21 protein-coding genes are annotated in these 18,426 nt (G+C 57.5%); 15 read left to right on the top strand and 6 right to left on the bottom strand.

Annotated features, from left to right (window positions below; all coding sequences use genetic code 11):
* Positions 1-140: 140 nt before the first annotated feature.
* Both DT594_RS15940 and yaaA read left to right on the top strand, forming a co-directional pair.
* The gene (locus tag DT594_RS15940) at positions 141-1,523 is read left to right on the top strand and encodes a PhoH family protein (RefSeq protein ID WP_149333750.1); all 1,383 of its coding nucleotides are present in this window, start codon (positions 141-143) and stop codon (positions 1,521-1,523) included.
* Between the two features lie 151 nt (positions 1,524-1,674).
* Positions 1,675-2,451 carry a peroxide stress protein YaaA gene (gene yaaA, locus DT594_RS15935; protein WP_149333748.1) on the top strand — a complete coding sequence of 259 codons (777 nt, stop codon included), beginning with the start codon at positions 1,675-1,677 and terminating at the stop codon, positions 2,449-2,451.
* 12 nt (positions 2,452-2,463) lie between these two features.
* Here yaaA and DT594_RS15930 read toward each other — a convergent pair whose 3' ends face one another.
* Positions 2,464-3,237 (bottom strand): class II aldolase/adducin family protein, encoded by a 774-nt coding sequence (locus DT594_RS15930; protein ID WP_096345674.1) that lies wholly within the window; start codon positions 3,235-3,237, stop codon positions 2,464-2,466.
* Between the two features lie 120 nt (positions 3,238-3,357).
* Here DT594_RS15930 and DT594_RS15925 point away from each other — a divergent pair, with 120 nt between their 5' ends.
* Positions 3,358-4,113 (top strand): Crp/Fnr family transcriptional regulator, encoded by a 756-nt coding sequence (locus tag DT594_RS15925; protein ID WP_143520280.1) that lies wholly within the window; start codon positions 3,358-3,360, stop codon positions 4,111-4,113.
* Positions 4,114-4,122: 9 nt separating this feature from the next.
* On the opposite strand, the gene DT594_RS15920 is transcribed toward DT594_RS15925, so the two are convergent.
* The gene (locus DT594_RS15920) at positions 4,123-4,581 is read right to left on the bottom strand and encodes a flavodoxin domain-containing protein (RefSeq protein WP_149333746.1); all 459 of its coding nucleotides are present in this window, start codon (positions 4,579-4,581) and stop codon (positions 4,123-4,125) included.
* A gap of 121 nt (positions 4,582-4,702) precedes the next feature.
* Here DT594_RS15920 and DT594_RS15915 point away from each other — a divergent pair, with 121 nt between their 5' ends.
* Entirely contained in the window at positions 4,703-5,149 is a 447-nt protein-coding gene (locus tag DT594_RS15915; RefSeq protein ID WP_149333744.1) for a PAS domain-containing protein, read from the top strand.
* A 272-nt stretch (positions 5,150-5,421) separates the two neighbouring features.
* On the opposite strand, the gene DT594_RS15910 is transcribed toward DT594_RS15915, so the two are convergent.
* Positions 5,422-6,390, bottom strand: coding sequence for a MerR family transcriptional regulator (locus DT594_RS15910; protein WP_178091545.1), 969 nt, complete (start codon positions 6,388-6,390; stop codon positions 5,422-5,424).
* Positions 6,391-6,559: 169 nt separating this feature from the next.
* Here DT594_RS15910 and DT594_RS15905 point away from each other — a divergent pair, with 169 nt between their 5' ends.
* Positions 6,560-7,012 (top strand): thiol-disulfide oxidoreductase DCC family protein, encoded by a 453-nt coding sequence (locus tag DT594_RS15905; protein ID WP_149333740.1) that lies wholly within the window; start codon positions 6,560-6,562, stop codon positions 7,010-7,012.
* Between the two features lie 7 nt (positions 7,013-7,019).
* On the opposite strand, the gene DT594_RS15900 is transcribed toward DT594_RS15905, so the two are convergent.
* The gene (locus DT594_RS15900; protein WP_149333738.1) at positions 7,020-7,235 is read right to left on the bottom strand and encodes a hypothetical protein; all 216 of its coding nucleotides are present in this window, start codon (positions 7,233-7,235) and stop codon (positions 7,020-7,022) included.
* Positions 7,236-7,536: 301 nt separating this feature from the next.
* Between DT594_RS15900 and folM the strand changes: the two genes are divergently transcribed.
* From folM to DT594_RS15870, 6 genes are all read left to right on the top strand, one after another.
* Entirely contained in the window at positions 7,537-8,238 is a 702-nt protein-coding gene (gene folM / locus DT594_RS15895) for a dihydromonapterin reductase (protein ID WP_149333737.1), read from the top strand.
* Positions 8,235-8,822, top strand: a complete 588-nt coding sequence (folE, locus tag DT594_RS15890) for a GTP cyclohydrolase I FolE (RefSeq protein ID WP_425460576.1) — start codon at positions 8,235-8,237, stop codon at positions 8,820-8,822. Before folM ends, folE begins: the two co-directional genes overlap by 4 nt.
* 14 nt (positions 8,823-8,836) lie before the next feature.
* Complete coding sequence (folX, locus tag DT594_RS15885) at positions 8,837-9,214, top strand: dihydroneopterin triphosphate 2'-epimerase (protein ID WP_096345691.1); 378 nt, start codon at positions 8,837-8,839, stop codon at positions 9,212-9,214.
* A 78-nt stretch (positions 9,215-9,292) separates the two neighbouring features.
* Positions 9,293-9,595 (top strand): DUF1244 domain-containing protein, encoded by a 303-nt coding sequence (locus DT594_RS15880; protein WP_096345683.1) that lies wholly within the window; start codon positions 9,293-9,295, stop codon positions 9,593-9,595.
* A complete protein-coding gene (locus DT594_RS15875; protein ID WP_425460575.1) occupies positions 9,595-9,930 on the top strand; it encodes a HopJ type III effector protein in 336 nt (111 codons plus the stop codon). Before DT594_RS15880 ends, DT594_RS15875 begins: the two co-directional genes overlap by 1 nt.
* Before the next feature lie 28 nt (positions 9,931-9,958).
* A complete protein-coding gene (locus tag DT594_RS15870; protein ID WP_149333734.1) occupies positions 9,959-10,453 on the top strand; it encodes an RDD family protein in 495 nt (164 codons plus the stop codon).
* A 16-nt stretch (positions 10,454-10,469) separates the two neighbouring features.
* Here DT594_RS15870 and lptG read toward each other — a convergent pair whose 3' ends face one another.
* Positions 10,470-11,531, bottom strand: coding sequence for an LPS export ABC transporter permease LptG (gene lptG / locus DT594_RS15865; protein WP_096345686.1), 1,062 nt, complete (start codon positions 11,529-11,531; stop codon positions 10,470-10,472).
* Positions 11,518-12,633 (bottom strand): LPS export ABC transporter permease LptF, encoded by a 1,116-nt coding sequence (gene lptF, locus DT594_RS15860; RefSeq protein WP_149333732.1) that lies wholly within the window; start codon positions 12,631-12,633, stop codon positions 11,518-11,520. Before lptF ends, lptG begins: the two co-directional genes overlap by 14 nt.
* Positions 12,634-12,792: 159 nt before the next feature.
* On the opposite strand from lptF, the gene DT594_RS15855 reads away from it, so the two are divergent.
* From DT594_RS15855 to DT594_RS15840, 4 genes are all read left to right on the top strand, one after another.
* The gene (locus DT594_RS15855; protein ID WP_149333730.1) at positions 12,793-14,286 is read left to right on the top strand and encodes a leucyl aminopeptidase; all 1,494 of its coding nucleotides are present in this window, start codon (positions 12,793-12,795) and stop codon (positions 14,284-14,286) included.
* Between the two features lie 75 nt (positions 14,287-14,361).
* A complete protein-coding gene (locus tag DT594_RS15850) occupies positions 14,362-14,793 on the top strand; it encodes a DNA polymerase III subunit chi (RefSeq protein ID WP_149333728.1) in 432 nt (143 codons plus the stop codon).
* Between the two features lie 3 nt (positions 14,794-14,796).
* Positions 14,797-15,399: a hypothetical protein gene (locus tag DT594_RS15845; protein WP_149333726.1), complete on the top strand. Its 603-nt coding sequence runs from the start codon at positions 14,797-14,799 to the stop codon at positions 15,397-15,399.
* A 121-nt stretch (positions 15,400-15,520) separates the two neighbouring features.
* Positions 15,521-18,370 (top strand): valine--tRNA ligase, encoded by a 2,850-nt coding sequence (locus DT594_RS15840; RefSeq protein ID WP_149333724.1) that lies wholly within the window; start codon positions 15,521-15,523, stop codon positions 18,368-18,370.
* Positions 18,371-18,426: the final 56 nt, after the last annotated feature.

Here is an 18,426-nt window from a genome sequence, read left to right as displayed (position 1 = left end):
GCTATATATCGGTCAACCGACCGAATTCTCAAGGTGATCCCCTGATACCTGACGGCCTTTCGAGTCGGCCCGCGGACTGCCAGGCGCAGCTCAAGCGCCTGATACAGTCTCGTAAAATGGCACTTGCGAGGTAATTGCATATGGAAGCGTGCGGACCGACACGACATACCTTCTATGTTCTCGACACCAACGTCCTCATCCACGATCCCAACGCGCTGCTGAACTTTGAAGAACACCACGTCATCATCCCGATGACCGTTCTGGAAGAACTCGACAAACTCAAATCAGGTAAGGCCAGCACTGCCGCTGATTGTCGCCAGGCCATCAGACTGATAGACAAGACCCTCGCCGATGCTCCCCCTGACCAGGTAGAAAAAGGCGTGCCGATCCAGCGCGGCAAGTTGGGCCCGAATGGCACCCTGGCCATCCTGATGGACAAGACACCGATTCCGGCCCACTGCCTGCCCAACGATCTGAACGACAACAAGATCATCAACCAGCTCTGCCAATTGCAGCACAAGCATCCCGATTCTCGCGTGGTGCTGGTATCCAAAGATATCAATATGCGCCTGAAGGCGCGCGCCTGCGGCATCGATGCCGAGGACTATCAAACCGATCAGCTACTCGATGATATCTCTCTGTTAGCCCGCGGATACCATCAGGTTGAAGGCTCCTTCTGGGACCGCGTCAAGCGCGTGGAAACCCATCAACGCCTGGGCAAGACCGTGCATGACGTCCAGCTGGTCGACAACGTGCCAGCCCTGCATATCAACGATTTCATCATTGATGATCAGGGCTTTATCGGTTGGGTGAAATCGATTCAGGGCGACCATATGAGCCTGCGGGATTTGCATCAGGAACAGCTGATGCATCAGGAAGCCTGGGGCTTACGGCCGAGGGATGTATTTCAGGCGCTGGCCATGTATGCCCTGCTCGATCCAGACATTCACCTGGTAAACCTGACCGGCGCGGCCGGATCCGGCAAAACCATTCTGGCGCTGGCGGCGGCCATCGAACAGACCATGGTCAGCAAGACTTACCGACGCATCATCGCCACCCGCAGTACGCAGGGGCTGGATGAAGATATCGGCTTTCTGCCCGGTACCGAGGCGGAAAAGATGGAGCCCTGGCTCGGCGCCATTACCGATAACCTCGAAGCCCTGCATATGGATGACGAATGTACCCACGGCAGCGTGGACTACATACTCGACCGCGTTCCCTTGCAGTTCAAATCGCTCAACTACATCCGCGGCCGTAGCTTCCAGCAGAGCTTTATCCTGATCGACGAGAGCCAGAACCTGACGCCGCACCAGATCAAGACGATCATCACCCGTGCCGGCAGCGGCTCGAAAGTGGTCTGCCTGGGTAACCTGGCGCAGATCGATACCCCCTATCTGAACGCCACCAGCTCAGGCCTGACCTACCTGACAGAATGCTTCAAGGACTTCCCCCACGGCGTCCATATTCACCTGCAGGGCGTACCCCGCTCGATACTGGCGGAATACGCAGAAACGCACCTTTAGAAGCGGCAAGCGGTAAGCGGCAAGCAGAAGGCGTTCTGTTTTCTCTTGCCGCTTGTAGCTTGTAGCTATTAACCACCCCTATCAACCCAATGCAGAGCACAGCCAAAGGCAATCCGGCATAATAGCCTCCAGTCCTATACGGAGGTTTTCTATGCTGTTGGTTATTTCGCCCGCCAAAACTCTTGATTACGAAACACCCCCGGTCACCAGCACCCATACCAAGCCGCGTTTTCTCGAGCATAGCCGCGAGCTGATCGACATACTCCAGGAAAAGTCGCCGCAGGATATCGCCGAGCTGATGTCGCTGTCCGACAAGCTGGCCAGCTTGAACGTAGCCCGCTATGGCAGTTGGAGCGACCGATTTACCAAGGCCAACAGCAAGCAGGCGTTACTCGCCTTCAAGGGTGACGTGTATACCGGATTGGCGGCGGAAGATTTTACCGAGGAAGACTTTGCCTTTGCCCAACAGCATCTGCGCATGTTGTCTGGCTTATACGGCCTGCTGCGTCCGCTGGACATGATGCAGCCATACCGCCTGGAAATGGGTACCAAATTGGCCAACCCGCGCGGCAAGGATCTGTACAGTTTCTGGGGCGAACACATCAGCGAATGGCTGAACAAGGACCTGAAGAAACAGGGCGATGACGTCCTGCTGAATCTGGCTTCTCAGGAGTACTTTGGCGCGGTAAAAGCCAAGGCATTGAAGGCGCGAGTGATCGATACCGTATTCAAGGATCAGAAAAACGGCCAGTACAAGATCATCAGCTTCTACGCCAAGAAAGCCCGCGGATTGATGGCTCGGTACGTGATCAAGGAACGCATTACCAACCCTGAACAGTTGAAAAACTTCGACCTGGACGGCTACCGCTTTGATGCAGCCAGCTCATCAGATGACAAGCTGGTGTTCTTGCGCGAAGAGCGCAACTAAGCGGTCAGGCTTTCACTGATCGAAGCCGGGGTTGACTCGCTGCAGCTTGCGCAGCAACGCCGGCCAGGCCAGATTGGCGCCAGCACCCTTGGTGACCTTGCGCATGCTCTCGCGGGCGCCATCAAGGATCTGCTGCGGGATTGGAATCAGGTCACCGCCGCCAGCCTGGGCACTGACCTGAATCTCACAGCAACGCTGCAGGGTGTACATGGTCAGAAAGGCTTCGGCGACGGACTTGCCACAGGTCATCAGGCCGTGATTTCGCAGGACCATATTATTTGCGTTGCCCAGGTCTGCCTGCAGCCGTGCCTTTTCTTCATCATTCAGCGCCACACCTTCGTAATCGTGATAGGCCAGGCTGCTCAATACGAAAATCGATTGCTGGGAGATTGGCAGAATGCCATTTTTCTGCGCAGAAACACCGACCCCATCCGCGGTATGCGTATGCAGCACACAGCCGGCATCATGGCGGACTTCGTGCACGGCGCTGTGAATGGTGAAACCGGCTGGATTGATATCGTAGGGCGTATCCGACAGCTTGTTACCCTGCAGATCGATCTTGACCAGGTTGGAGGCAGTCATCTCCTCGAACATCAAACCGTAAGGGTTGATCAGGAAATGTTCGGTGCCAGGGATTTTGGCTGATACGTGGGTGAACACCACGTCATCCCAGCCGTACATCGCAATCAAACGATAGCAGGCGGCCAGATCGACTCGTGTCTGCCACTCTTCAGCGCTTACTTGATCCTGCAGATTAACCACTGGCAACGACTGGAATGCGTTCATCGGCTTTGTCCTCTTGTATGAGATAAAATATGGGAGCTGCACCGGGCGCCCAATGCTTGTCACATCCCCAGCCAGTTGCGGCATACTATGGGACGTTCAATATAAGAGAGAGTCTAGACGGTGACAGCAAAGCGGACTGTCAAGCAGGTTACAGTCGCCGCATCAGTGGATGACGGCAAACTATCCAAGCTGCTGCAGAACAATCGCTGGTTCAATGAGCTCCCGGAATACTGCCTGGAAGAAATGCTCGCGCTGGCAAGAATCCGTCAGTTGGACGATGGCGAGTGCGTCTATGCCAAGGATGATGAGCCCGACGGCTTATATGGCGTCATCAGCGGCGCCGCGCGTATCAGCAATATCGGCCCGGATGGCCGTGAAGCGGTGTTGGCGGTATTGAGCCCTGGCAGCTGGTTTGGCGAGATTTCTCTATTCGATGGGCTGCCCCGCTCCCACGATACCCATGCCAGCGGCCCCACTGAATTGCTGCTGATCCCGCGCAAGGGTTTTCAGCAGATGCTGGATCGACGGCCGGAACTTTACCCTCTGTTCATGCGCCTGTTATGTCGCCGCATTCGCATCTCCTTTGCCATGCTCGAAGACAGTGCCCTGCTGCCGCTGCCATCGCGCCTGGCCAAACGCTTGCTGATGCACGCACACAATTATGGTCAGACCGACGATGAAGGCGGCCGCCCTTCTGTACAGCTATCGCAGGAATCGCTCGGCCTGATGCTCAACAGCTCACGGCAAAGTATCAACAAATTGCTCAAGCGACTCGAAACCGCGGGCTGGTTGAAGATCCGCTATGGGCAGATTGTAATACTCGACGAACCTGCACTGACGCGGCTGGCCACGGGGGAAACTACTCTCGAGGTGTGAGGCTGCCGATCAAGCCCGCTGGGTGAGCGTGTTGACCCATTGTTCAAGCCAAGGCTGCGCGTCCACTTCCGGGGTGACGCTTTCGCTGGCATCCAGGCGCAGCATTGGCAAAACTTCCTCAGCCTGCAACTCGAGTAACAGCTCACGCATCAACTCACCACCCTGGCAAAAGGTATCGCCATAGGCGGAATCACCCAACGCGATCACGCCGAATGGGATCTTGGTCAGCAACGGGAAACGGCTCTGCAATTCCAGATAGAACGGCATAAAACTGTCAGGCAATTCACCCATGCCGGTAGTCGACGTACACACCAGCAAACTCTCAGGCTGCGATGCCAACAGTGCGTCCACGGTAGCCGGCTTGACTCTTACCACATTCAACCCGGCGCTTGAGCACACACTCACCGCCTCATCCGCGACCATATCGGCTGTACCGAAAACTGAACCACTGAGTATTGCTACCTGCATGCGCTGACTCCACAACTGCTTTGAAAGACGACCATTATGCCCCACTCTTGCGCCCTGAGGCGGTAGACAGCGCAAGTTGATGCTATAGAATGAGGTCAAATATCAGGAGAATATTGTTGCAATGATCAATGCCAAACTGCTGCAGCTTGTGGTCAATGCGTCGAATGACGGCATTTGTGTCGCCGAACAGGAAGGCGACGACAATATCCTCATTTACGTGAATAAAGCGTTCGAGACGCTGACCGGTTACAAAACCGACGACATCCTGTATCAGGATTGCCGTTTTCTGCAAAAGGATGACCGCGATCAGCCTGGTCTGGACGCCATCCGCAAGGCGGTGAAAGAAGGCGTGCCCTGCCGCCAGGTAATACGCAACTACCGCAAGGACGGCAGCCCGTTCTGGAACGAGCTATCCATTACTCCGGTTTTTAACGAAGCCGATCAGCTTACGTATTACATCGGCATCCAGAAGGACGTTACGGAACAGGTTGACGCGCAGCAGAAGGTCGAAGAGCTGCAGGCCGAAATCAGCCGTCTCAAGGCGCAACTGGAAGCTGCAAAAGACTGAGCAGGTATTTCACCTGCATGACTTTTGCTTTATCGCTGAGATAGTGTCGTATAGCTGCGGGTCTTAGGCGGGAATAAAAAACCCCGGTAGTCCAAAGGGGAAGACGACTACCGGAGTGCGCAGTTGCAGCGAGACTCTATACTCCAAGCCTCTCGCATTTACTTATACAAAACTTAGCCTAAAAAATAATTCTTGTACAGGAAAATGCGCAGATAGCGCTGAGTATTTGTAAAAGCGTATAACTTGATGGCGGAAAACCGGGATAAGCCTCTCTATTCTTCCAGCCGGCCAGCCAGCAATAGACGCATTTTCGCACTAAGGCCTTCTGCAGGCTCACCCAACAAAACCATGCCCGCCCTCAGCAGCTCTGCAGGCTGCACTTCACACAGCGCCCCGACTACCGCAACCGGACACTCCAGCGCCTGCTCCATCCGCCTGAGGCTCTTGAGCAGATCGTCTTCGATCGTGCGGCCACCATATAGAGCTAGCGCATCACAACCACAGCGCTGGGCCATATCAGTAAGTTCCGAGATCGACGGAACTGCAGGAAGGTAAACCACGTCGACCTCCGCAGCGGCAATAAAAGCCGCAGCCACCAGCATCTCCAATTCCTTTTGCGGCCCCGGCAGCCCAGCGAACATGACGCTGGGATAGCCCGGGCGACGATAACTCAAGCGCTGGAACAGCCGGCCGCGCAAGTAAGCATCCAGAAACGCCCACTGCCCGGATAACCCAGACCCTTCGTCACTGTCTAGAAAGCGCTTCCATACCGGCAGCAGAACGTCGTCGAACATCACCGACATCGGATAATCGCCCTGTACCTGACCGTAGATCAGATCCAGGCTGCGCAGATCGAAGGCATTCACCGCTTCGATCAGGCGTGTTTGCCAGCTTTGCAGATCTGCTGCGGTGACGATGGCCGCAGCAGCAACGCCCACTTCAGTCACAGGCTCTGAGACGGCAGCAGGCTTGACCTGCCTGTCGATAATGGAGGCCACCTTGCTGACTGCGACGCCGCGATCAATCCATGACATGACCGAACGCACGCGCTCGATATCGGCCATGGAATAAAGTCGATGGCCGCTGGGAGTCCGGTGCGGCACCAACAGACCGTAGCGCCGCTCCCAGGCTCTCAAGGTCACCGAATTGACGCCGGTAAGCCGAGAGACCTCACGAATCGGATAGAGGTCTTCGTTACTCAGATCCAGAGGCGGTGCTGAAGAAGCTGGCGGTAATGTCATGGTGGTCATATCTACTTACAGTGAAAGTCCATGTTCTGTGCTGTAACGGTTGTGGTGTGCTGTGTACGACCGCTAGATTGGCTCCCATTGTACAGAAGTTAGGCATTAGCAAAAGCCTGTACATCGATTGCCCGCTACCCCCATTCACCAGCGCCCCACAGGTGGCCACATGACGTCTCAAGCCTCACCTTCTTTTGCATGCTGGCCTCTCACGCTGTATTACGACGGCCAGTGCCCGCTGTGTCTGCGCGAAATACAGCTGTTCCAGAGACGTAACCGCCAAGGCCGGCTGCAGCTGCTGGACATCTCCACAGACAGCACCGCGCCGCTGCCGGGCCTGACGCGCGAGCAGATGCTTGATTGTCTGCATGCACGGTTTGATGATGGGTTGATCGTCACGGGCATCGACGCGACCTATTGGAGCTACCGTGCCGTCGGCCTCGGGTGGCTGGTCAAGCCGCTGGCGTGGCGCTGGGCGCGCCCGTTATGGCAATGGGGTTACAGGCGCTTCTGCGCCATGCGGCCACTCCTGGCGAAAACCATTCCGATGCCGGCGGCAAGTGATTGCGCGACTGGCCAGTGCCGCCCGCAAAACGGCGTACGACCCACAAAATCCGAGTGACTGGCCACTAACGTCGCCCGATGACCTCATCCTGCGGCACGATCACTTTCAGCGGAACCTCAGTCAAACCCCATCCGCGCAGATCCCGGCGCATCTGGCCCAGCTCGGACCAGTAGCGCGGCCTGCCCCGATGGTCTGTCAGCAGTTGCTGACCCAAACCCTCTGCGTGTAGCTGCAGCGCATACCGTCCCAGAGCGCTATGCGTGATAATATTCACCGTCATTGTCGGGTTCGCCTGCCGCGTTTGCCTGAGTTCTTTGCCCTGTATCATGTGTTTTGACCTGCATCGTAAAAAAGGCCGGGTTAGGAATACTTGTACAAATACGCTTCGTCATGCGCAAATCAACGCCGCTACTGATGGATAATAGAGCAGATACAGCCCATTTGTAGCTAAATATCTGCGCACAGTTGTACAGTTTTATGTATTGGTATAAGTTTTGCCCAGAACTTGGCAACCCTGAGCCGTTGCCGCTGTACCCCCGGCTCGGGATTGCCAGGTTCTATCCAAGGATATCGAGACGCACATGACTGAGCAGCAAAGCATATTGATCACCGGAGCAGCGCAGCGCGTGGGGTTGCACTGCGCGAAGCGCCTAGTCGAGGCGGGCTATCATGTGATCATTACCTGTCGTTATCAGCGCGAGGAATGGCTGACCTCTCCGCTAACGGGGATCGAAGTCATGATTGCGGATTTCTCCACGCTGCCAGGGATTGAAGAGTTTATCGCGACCCTGAAAAGCCGGGCACCGCGGCTACGCGCAATCATCCACAACGCCTCGCTATGGCTGGACGACGAAGCGGGCGCTGAAGCATTCCAGACCATGTTCATGCTGCATATGCAGGCACCGATGATGATCAACAATGCCAGTGCCGAGTTACTTGACCCCGACTCTCAGACGGACATTATCCATCTGACTGACTACGCCGCCCAGCGTGGAAGTAGCCGGCATGCGGCCTATTGCGCGAGCAAGGCTGGATTGGAAAATTTGACCCTGTCGTTTGCCAGGCGGCTGGCGCCCAGGGTGAAAGTCAACGCCATCGCCCCTGCCCTGATCATGTTCAACCCTGAGGATGATCAGGCTTACCGCACGCGGGCATTGGAAAAATCCGCGCTGGGTATCGAGCCCGGCCCGGAGGTGGTGTATCAGTCGATACGCTACCTGCTGGACAATAACTACGTAACCGGAACCAGCCTGAGCCTTAATGGCGGCAGGCATTTGAAATGACACCCGACGAGACTCCAGAGATGAGCCTAGAGAACCTGACCCAGAACTACCAAGAGATCCTGACCAATCTGGGTGAAAATCCAGAGCGTGAGGGTCTGAAAGGTACCCCTCTGCGGGCCGCCAAAGCCATGCAGTTTCTCTGCCGTGGTTATGATCAGTCGCTGGAAGAGATCGTCAACGGCGCTCTGTTCGACTCCACCAATGACGAGATGGTGATCGTCAAGGACATCGAACTTTACTCCCTGTGCGAGCACCACCTGCTGCCGTTCATTGGCAAGGCGCATGTGGCTTATATTCCTACCGGAAAAGTCATTGGCCTGTCCAAGGTCGCTCGGATCGTCGACATGTTTGCCCGACGCCTGCAGATTCAGGAAAACCTGACCCGGCAAATTGCTGATGCGTTGTTATCAGTCACCAATGCCAAGGGTGTCGCCGTGGTGATTGAGGCCAAGCACATGTGCATGATGATGCGCGGCGTGGAGAAACAGAATTCCTCAATGCACAGTTCAGTGATGCTCGGCGCCTTTCGCGATTCGGTGAACACCCGCCAGGAATTCCTCCAGCTGATCGCCCGGAGTAGCTGACAATGTCGCAACCGATGCCGCAATTGACCCCCGGTATGGCGCGCATCAGGGTCAAGAATCTGATGCTGCGCACCTTTATCGGTATCAATGACGACGAAGTCCGCAATAAACAGGATGTGCTGATCAACCTGAGCATTCTCTATCCGGCCAGTGACGCGGTGGCGGGCAACCAGATTGAACAGGCGCTGAATTACCGGACCATTACCAAAGCCATTATCAACCACGTTGAAAACAACCGCTTTGCTCTGCTGGAGCGTTTGACTCAGGAATTGCTCGATCTCGTCATGAGCTATCCACAGGTACGTTATGCCGAGGTCGAGGTCGACAAGCCGCATGCATTGCGCTTTGCTGAATCGGTATCGGTCACGCTTAGCAACAGCCGCGAAGCTTGATAGTAGCCCGAGATTGCCGCTGCGCCGACGGCCCAGTATCATCCCTGCGAACACGTCCCCTACCAAGCGGAGCTGAGTATGACCAAGCAAGAGCGCATTGAACTTGAAGCGGCGGCCTTTCGTACTCTGCTCGGGCATCTGAGCAGCCGAAAGGATGTGCAGAATATTGATCTGATGACCCTGGCCGGCTTCTGCCGCAACTGCCTGGCCAAATGGTACAAGAGCGCCGCCGACGATATGGATATAGAGCTGTCGCTGGACCAGGCACGCGAAGAGATTTATGGCATGCCCTACGCCGAGTGGAAGTCCAAGTACCAGAAGCAAGCCAGCCCTGAGCAACAGGCTGCGCTCGACCAAGCCCAAAGCAAAGCAGAGAAGTGATGACCGCCGACCAACTGAGGGCTCGACTGGGCACAGATGAGCACCGCTTCGCCGATACGCTGGCGTTTATAGCCGAGCATTACCACTACCAACCTAGTGCTTTTACCAACGGCCCGGTCCACAACGACGCCGAGCAAAACCAGGGCTCCTGCAAGGTTCTGGCCATGGCCAAAGATCAGCAACTCAGCGACCAACAGGCACTTCAGTGCTTTGCCGAGCATTATCAGGCCGTATTAAACACGCCGGACGGTGAAGATCACGCTAATATTCGCGCCCTGATGCTACACGGCCAGGCCGGCGTCAGCTTTGCCACATTCCCCCTTACTCGGCGTTAAGCGGCAACAGCTGCTTTCTGGAGCAATCATGCAGGCCAAGCAACTGCAACCTGTCGGCGACTTCCCCGCCACGGGCCTGATCCGGCGACTGGCCGCGATAGGCTACGACCTGTTTCTGCTGATCGCCATCTGGATGGTCACCGCCTTTGCTTACCTGGGTGTACGCATACTGATCAGCGGCGCGGAGCAGGTCCAGCAGCAGGCCGACAGCGGTATGCTGGATGGCGACATCCTGCTGCGGCTGCTGTTGATCGGCGTCAGTCTGTTGTTTTATCTCAGCTTCTGGACGCTCAAGGGGCAGACGCTGGGCATGCAAGTATGGCGGATACGGGTAGAACAACCCAACGGCGATGCCATTACCCGCAAGCAAGGGCTCATTCGTTTCCTGGTCGCGCAGCCTGCGTGGCTATGCGGCGGTCTGGGCCTGCTGTGGATGCTCTGGGACAAACAATCGCGCACCTGGCAGGACATCGCCTCTGGCACGCGCCTGGTTACCTTGCCAAAGGGCACCTACAAAAAATAATAGGCGTGGCAGGTTTCTACCCTGCCCGCTTCATCAACCAGGCACCCATCACCAGCAGCAGTCCGATCGGCAGCAACACCGCAATCAGCGGCGAAAAACCGAACACCAGACTTGAAGGCCCGAGCAGGTCCTGCAAGATCTGGAAGCTGAAGCCAACCAGCACCCCGGTGAAAATGCGCTGCCCCAGCGTGACCGAACGCAAGGGGCCGAAGACGAAGGAAATGGCCACAAACACCAGCGCCAAGGTAGCCAGCGGCTGCAGCAGCTTTTTCCAGAACGCCAGCCAGTACTGACTGTTATTCAAGCCCTGCTCGGCCAGATAACCCTGATACTGCCAGATAGCCGCCAATGACAGCACATCCGGCTCAAGCATCACCACCCGCAACAGCTCGGCCGAGAGCAACACATCCCAGCGCTCCTCAGCACTGACCGATACTTCACTGTTGCCGTTCTCCTGAAAGCGTGTGGCCTCGACATCCTGCATTAGCCAGTGATCGCTTTGCACTGTGGCACGGCTGGCAAAGCTGGCCTCCAGCAGGCGCCGTTCCTCGCCAAAGCGATAGCGCGTGACCCCCACCAGTTCACCGTCGGGCTGCACTGCATTGATATGCAAAAAGTCATCACCTTCACGGTGCCAGAGCCCACGCGACTGGAATGCCCCATCACTGCCCTGGGCGATAGCCCGGCGATTTTCTGCCAGATTTTCGCTGTACGGCGCAGCATATTCTCCAAGCAGAATCCCGGCGAGCATCACCACCAATAAGGGCTTCATGACCGCACCAATAATGCGCGCAATGGAGACGCCCGCTGCGCGCATGATGGTCAATTCAGAGTTGCTCGCCAGCGTACCCAGACCGATAAGACAACCCACCAGTGCCGCCAGTGGCAACATGTCATAGAGGCGCCGGGGCAGGGTAAATAGCGTATAGGTCAGCGCATCCATTGCGCTGTAATTACCCTCAACATCGTCCAGCTCACCAATAAAGGCGAACAGCAGATCCAGGCCTAGAATGATCATCGCCACCACCACGATGTTCAGCAGTACGGTGCTGCCTATGTAGCGATCAAGCTTGCGCATGCTGATGCCCTCCCTTGCCCGGCCCGGCAGAAGACGGCGCCATCAGCGCCTCCCGGTTAAGCGCCAGACCAACGCCGATAAACACCAGGTGTACCCACCACAATCCCAATGCGGCGGGCACTGCGCCCGACTCCATCCAGCTGCGAGCGCTGATCAGCAGAGCCAGGTAGGCCATGTACAGCATGACCGCCGGCAATAGCTTGAGGAAGCGACCCTGACGAGGATTGACCCGCGCCAACGGCACGGCAAAAAAGGCCACAACAAAAACTAGAATCGGTAATGAAAAGCGCCATTGCAGTTCGGACTGCAGGCGGATGTCTGCCTGGCCGAACAGCTCTAGGGTGGGGATCGCTTCCCGGTCGGTCACCTCGGTAGCCACCTCAGGGCGCGGCAACAGCACACCATAGGTGTCGTACTGGATAGCGCGAAAATCCGCAGCGCCGGGTTTGCCATCATAGCGAAAGCCGTTATAAAGCATCAGGTAGCGGCTGCCATCAGGATTCATCTGCTGGCGCCCGGTTTCAGCTACCAGCACACCAACACGCCCTTCCTCGACATCACCGGCACGCTCGGTAATGAACAACTCCTGCAACTGCGTACGGTCGTCCGACAGCCCCCCGGCATAGGTTACCCGCTGCCCACTGCCCAAGGACTGAAAGCGCCCTGCAGCCAGGGTGTCAAACTCGGTCATCGCGTCCTGCTCATTGAACAGCTGTTGCGTTTTGAACACTCCTGAAGGCGCCACCCACAAACTCAGAAACCCCACTATCAGGGCTACCGCCAATGCCGAGCCCTGGGTGTAACCAATAATTTTGCGATCACTGATGCCGGTTACCGACAACACCGTCATCTCGCTATCCAGATACATCCGCCCGTAAGCCAGCAGAATCCCCAGGAACATGCCCAGCGGCAGAATCAGCACCATAAAGCCGGGCAGACGATAACCCATGATCAGAAATAGCACGCTCGGGTCCAATTGCCCGGCGGCAGCCTGGGCCAGGTACTTGATAAAGCGGCCGCTCATGATGATCAGTAGCAGCACGCCACTGACCGCAGTCAGGGTCAACAGCACCTCGCGGCTTAGATAACGAAACACAATCACGATAACTTCCTTGGCTCAAGGCACGGGAATAAGCCAGAATGCAGGTAGAGCGCGGCTGGTTGCAAGCGCCCCCTCAAGTCCTGCAAGGTAGTCCCTGCATCAGGCTTGTTCTGGGCGGGTATTATCAGTCAAACCACATCATTTGTCTCGGGGAGCACCATGGAGTTCAACGTCAAGCACGGTACACTGGAAACGATCAAGACGGGCTGTCTGGTTGTCACCCTCAGCGAAGCGAAGACCCTGACAGGTCCGGTGATGACACTGGACAACGCCTGCAACGGCCAGATCAGCGCTGCCATCAAGCACGGCGACATCAGCGGCAAGGCTGGCCAGACCCTGATGCTGTTCGGCCTGCCGGGCATCGCCGCGCAACGCGTACTGGTGATTGGTCGCGGTAAAGATGAAGAACTGGGTGATCGCGCATTGCGCAAACTGGTACAGAAAATCGCCGCCACGCTCAAAGAAGGCGGCGCCACCGATGCGCTGCTGACTCTGCCTGCACTGGCAGTAAAAGGCCGCGATATATACGCACGCACCCGTCTACTGGTGGAAACCCTGCGCGAAAGCCTTTATCAGTTCGATCAGTTCAAAAGCCAGAAAGCGACGCCCTCACGGCTGAAAAAATGCCTGCTGTGGTCCGATGACAAGGCTGAAGCATCTGCACTTAACTTGGCTATACGCCACGGTCAGGCGATCAGCGACGGTACCGATCTGACCCGCACGCTGGGCAACTTGCCGGGTAATATCTGTACGCCGACCTATCTGGCCAAGGAAGCCAAAGCACTGGGCAAACAGCATAAAGAGCTGGAGATTGAAGTACTCGAAGAAAAAGACATGAAAGCCCTGGGCATGGGTTCGCTGCTCTCGGTCAGCGCCGGTAGCGCCGAACCCGCCAAGCTGATTCGCTTCAGCTACCAGGGCGGCAAGGCCAAGGACAAGCCGCACATGCTGGTTGGCAAAGGCATTACCTTTGACACCGGCGGCATCAGCCTCAAGCCCGCAGCCGCCATGGACGAAATGAAATACGACATGTGTGGTGCCGCTAGCGTATTCGGCGTGGTCAAGGCGGTGGTCAGCATGCAGTTGCCGATCAACCTGGTGTGCCTGGTTGTCGCTGCCGAGAACATGCCCAGCGGTACCGCGACCAAGCCTGGCGATATTGTCACCAGCATGTCTGGCCAGACGATTGAAGTATTGAACACCGACGCTGAAGGGCGGCTGGTGTTGTGCGACGCCCTGACCTACGCCGAGCGCTTCAAGCCGGCCAGCGTGGTCGATATCGCCACCCTCACCGGTGCCTGTGTGGTAGCCCTCGGTGCTCACACCACCGGCCTGCTGGGCAATAATGACGCGCTGATCGAGCAACTGCTGGCTGCCGGCCAACAAGCCGACGACCGCGCCTGGCAACTGCCGCTGTTCGATGAATATCAGGAACAGCTGGACAGCCCCTTTGCCGACATCGCCAATATCGGCGGCCCCAAGGCCGGTACCATTACCGCGGCGTGCTTCCTCTCGCGCTTTACCAAGGCCTACCCCTGGGCGCACCTGGATATTGCCGGCACCGCCTGGACCAGTGGCGGCAAGGACAAAGGCGCCACCGGTCGGCCGGTACCGCTGCTGACCCAATACATGCTCAACCAGGTCAAAGCCTGACCCAGAGCTGGCCGCGGGAAGCAGTAGGTGCTTCCCGCGGTCAGCGACTCAGCTCCATTAATCCAGCGAACCGCAATGACCCGCATCGACTTCTACCTGTTGACCAGCAGCGAACCGCAAAAGCGGCTCGAATACGCTTGCCGGTTGGCGCACAAAGCCTGGCACAAGGGCCATCAAATCTATCTGCACTGCACCGACGAGGAGCAGACCCAGGCACTGGACGAATTGCTCTGGAGCTTTCGCGCCGATGCCTTTTTACCCCACGCCCGCGCCACCGAGCAGCCTGAAGCCAAAGTTGTCTGTGGCTGCGGCGATGACGCCGGCGACCACCACGATCTGTTGATCAACCTGGCTGACGAGAGTCCGGCGTTTTTCAGCCAGTTCAATCGCCTGGCTGAAATCGTCATCGAACTTGACCCGGTTCGCGTCCCGGCACGTGAGCGCTTTCGTTTCTACCGTGAACGGGGCTATCCTCTGCAGACCCACCAGTTACGCACAGCGGGATGAATCATGACGCAGCGCGACCCATCTGAACCCTCAAGACTCCTGAAGGATCTGGAGTCCATCCGTACGCTGCTCGACGAGCACCCGGAAGACGAAGGTCAGGGCGTGGCTGCACATTCTTCTGGCGCCGAGGACCAACTGGATATTCCGCTGCTTCAGGACGTGATCGTCGACGCGCCAGGGCTGAACCTGACCGCGCCGCTTACCCCGATTGACCATCACTCCGCCGAAGACGAGGCAGCAGCGCACCACCCCGGCCGCCCTAAACCCAATCCGTTTTTGCCCTACGATCAGTTGGCCAGGCTGGCGGAAGAACGGGTGCAGCTGGATCGGTTGATGGCCGGCCACATCCCGCCGGCACCGAAGCCAGGCACGCAGCACACCAGCACTCTGGTCAATCCGCCGCCAGGTTACTCGACCAAACATTTCGGCACCCCGCCCGATGTGCAAGCCGGCGCTCGCCAACTACGTATGGAAGCCCGCCTGCACGCCGAAGCGCAGTTGATTCTGCAAGACGTGATCGACGATCTGATTCCCACCATAGAAGCTGAACTACGCAACCGACTGCGGGATAAATTGGAGCAGATGGTTCAGGAACAAATGAAATAACGCATCAGACTGGGCCTGACCTGCCCCAGACCGCTATAATGCTCGTTTGCGCGACTATCGCCCCCTGTTCCAGCTGCGGCTAATCACTCGCTCACCCAACATCCGGACACCCAGAACACCCATGGATAAGACTTACCAGCCCAACGCCATTGAAACCTCCTGGTACCAGACCTGGGAGCAAAACAACTACTTCGCTCCCCAGGGCTCAGGCGAGTCCTACACCATTGCCCTGCCGCCGCCGAACGTGACCGGCAGCCTGCATATGGGCCACGGTTTCAATAATTCGATCATGGATGCGTTGATTCGCTTTCGGCGCATGCAGGGTCGCAATACGCTGTGGCAGCCGGGTACCGACCACGCCGGCATTGCTACGCAGATGGTAGTGGAGCGGCAACTGGGCGCTCAGGGGGTGAGCCGGCATGATCTGGGCCGCGACAAGTTTCTGGACAAGGTCTGGGAATGGAAGGAAGAGTCCGGCGGCAACATCACCCGCCAGATTCGCCGACTGGGCAGCTCGGTAGACTGGAGCCGCGAGCGCTTCACCATGGACGAGGGTTTGTCCAACGCGGTGAAGGAAGCCTTCGTTCGTTTGCATGATGATGGGCTGATCTACCGCGGCAAGCGCCTGGTCAACTGGGACCCGACCTTGCACACGGCGATTTCCGATCTGGAAGTGGAAAACCATGACGAGACCGGCTCACTCTGGCACCTGCGGTATCCGCTGGCCGATGGCGAGAAAACCGCTGAAGGCAAGGATCATCTGATTGTCGCGACTACGCGGCCGGAAACCATGCTCGGCGATACCGCTGTTGCGGTGAATCCCGATGACGAGCGCTATCAGGCCTTGATTGGCAAATATATCGACTTGCCGCTAGTCGGCCGCCGCATCCCGATTGTCGGCGACGATTACTGCGATCCCGAGTTCGGAACCGGCTGTGTGAAGATCACCCCGGCCCACGATTTCAATGACTATGAAGTCGGCAAGCGTCACGCAATGCCGCTGATCAACATTCTCGACAAGGACGCGGCGATTCTCGCCAGCGCGCAAATTTTCAATATCGGCGGCAGCCTCAATACCGACCTGGACGCCAGTCTGCCGGCGGCCTATGCCGGCCTGGATCGGTTCGAGGCGCGCAAGCGAATCGTCGCCGATCTGGAAGCCGCCGATCTGCTGGAAAAAATCGAACCGCACGCACTCAAGGTGCCCAAGGGCGACCGTTCCGGGGTAGTGATCGAGCCCTGGCTGACCGATCAATGGTATGTCTCCACCAAACCGCTGGCTGAACAGGCGATTGCTGCGGTGGAAGATGGCCGTATCCAGTTCGTGCCCAAGCAATACGAAAACATGTATTTCTCCTGGATGCGCGACATTCAAGACTGGTGCATCTCGCGCCAGCTTTGGTGGGGCCACCGCATTCCGGCCTGGTATGACGAGTCCGGCCAGGTCTATGTCGGCCGCGATGAAGCCGAAGTACGCGCCAAACACAACCTCGGCGATGCCCCGCTACGCCAGGATGAAGACGTGCTCGACACCTGGTTCAGCTCCGGTCTGTGGACCTTCTCCACCCTCGGCTGGCCCGAACAGACCGACGCCCTGAAGACCTTCCACCCGACTGATGTACTGGTAACCGGCTTTGACATCATCTTCTTCTGGGTCGCGCGCATGATCATGCTGACCATGCATCTGATGAAGCATGACGACGGCACCGCGCAGATTCCATTCAAGACGGTATACGTGCATGGCCTGGTACGCGATGGCCAGGGGCAGAAGATGTCCAAGTCCAAGGGCAACGTACTCGACCCGCTGGATATCATTGACGGCATCGATCTGGAGTCGCTGGTCAGCAAGCGCACCAGCGGCATGATGCAGCCCAAACTCGCGGACAAGATCGAGAAGCAGACCCGCGCCGAGTTCCCCGATGGCATCGCCGCCTATGGCACCGACGCGCTGCGCTTTACCAACTGCTCGCTGGCCTCTACTGGCCGCGATATCAAGTTCGATATGGGCCGCGTCGAAGGCTACCGCAACTTCTGTAACAAGATTTGGAACGCGGCGCGCTATGTGATGATGCAGTGCGAAGATAAAGACAATGGCGTTGATGGTTCCGAGGTTGAGTTGACCTTGGCCGACCGCTGGATTATCTCGCAACTGCAGCGCACCGAAGCTGAAGTCACCCGTCAGCTCGACCAGTTCCGCTTTGATCTGGCCGCCACCGCGCTGTACGAATTTATCTGGAACCAGTACTGCGACTGGTATCTGGAATTGTCCAAACCGGTACTCTGGGACGAGAATGCCCCGGCTGAGCGCCAGCGCGGCACCCGTCGCACCTTGGTGCGGGTACTGGAAGTGGCGTTGCGCCTGGCGCACCCCTTCATGCCCTTTATCACCGAAGAAATCTGGCAGCGTATTGCGCCCATGGCCGGCAAAGCTGGCCCAACCATCATGCTGCAACCCTGGCCAGTGGCCAATGAAGAGCGCATCGATGCCGCCGCCGAAGGCGATATCGAATGGCTCAAGGCGCTGATTCTTGGCGTGCGTAACATCCGCGGTGAAATGAATGTGGCGCCGGGCAAGGAACTGGAACTGCTGCTGCGCAAGGCCGGCAGTGAAGACCAGCGCCGTCTGACCGAGAACGATACTTTCCTGAAAAAGCTGGCCAAGCTCTCCTCCATCCGCGTGTTGGCTGAAGGTGAAGAAGCGCCGCTGTCCGCTACCGCGCTGGTAGGCGAGCTGGAAGTGCTGGTGCCGATGGCTGGCCTGATCGACAAGACCGCCGAGCTGGCGCGTCTGGACAAGGAGATCGTGCGTCTGGAAGGAGAGGTCAAACGCATCGGCGGCAAGCTGTCCAACGCCGGTTTTGTCGACAAGGCCCCTCCGGCGGTGATCGACAAGGAACGCGCCAAGCTCAGCGACGCCGAAAAGGCACTGGTGCAGCTCAGTGAACAACGCACGCATATCGCCAGCCTGTAGGCACGCAGCGGCCGACATCTACGTCGGCCGCTTTTTCATGCCCAGGCGTCCAGGCA

Origin of the sequence: Halopseudomonas laoshanensis (assembly GCF_008365385.1) — a bacterium.
GTDB lineage: Bacteria > Pseudomonadota > Gammaproteobacteria > Pseudomonadales > Pseudomonadaceae > Halopseudomonas > Halopseudomonas laoshanensis.
Note: the sequence above shows the minus strand (reverse complement) of the source record. Positions and strands in the feature narration are given on the sequence as shown.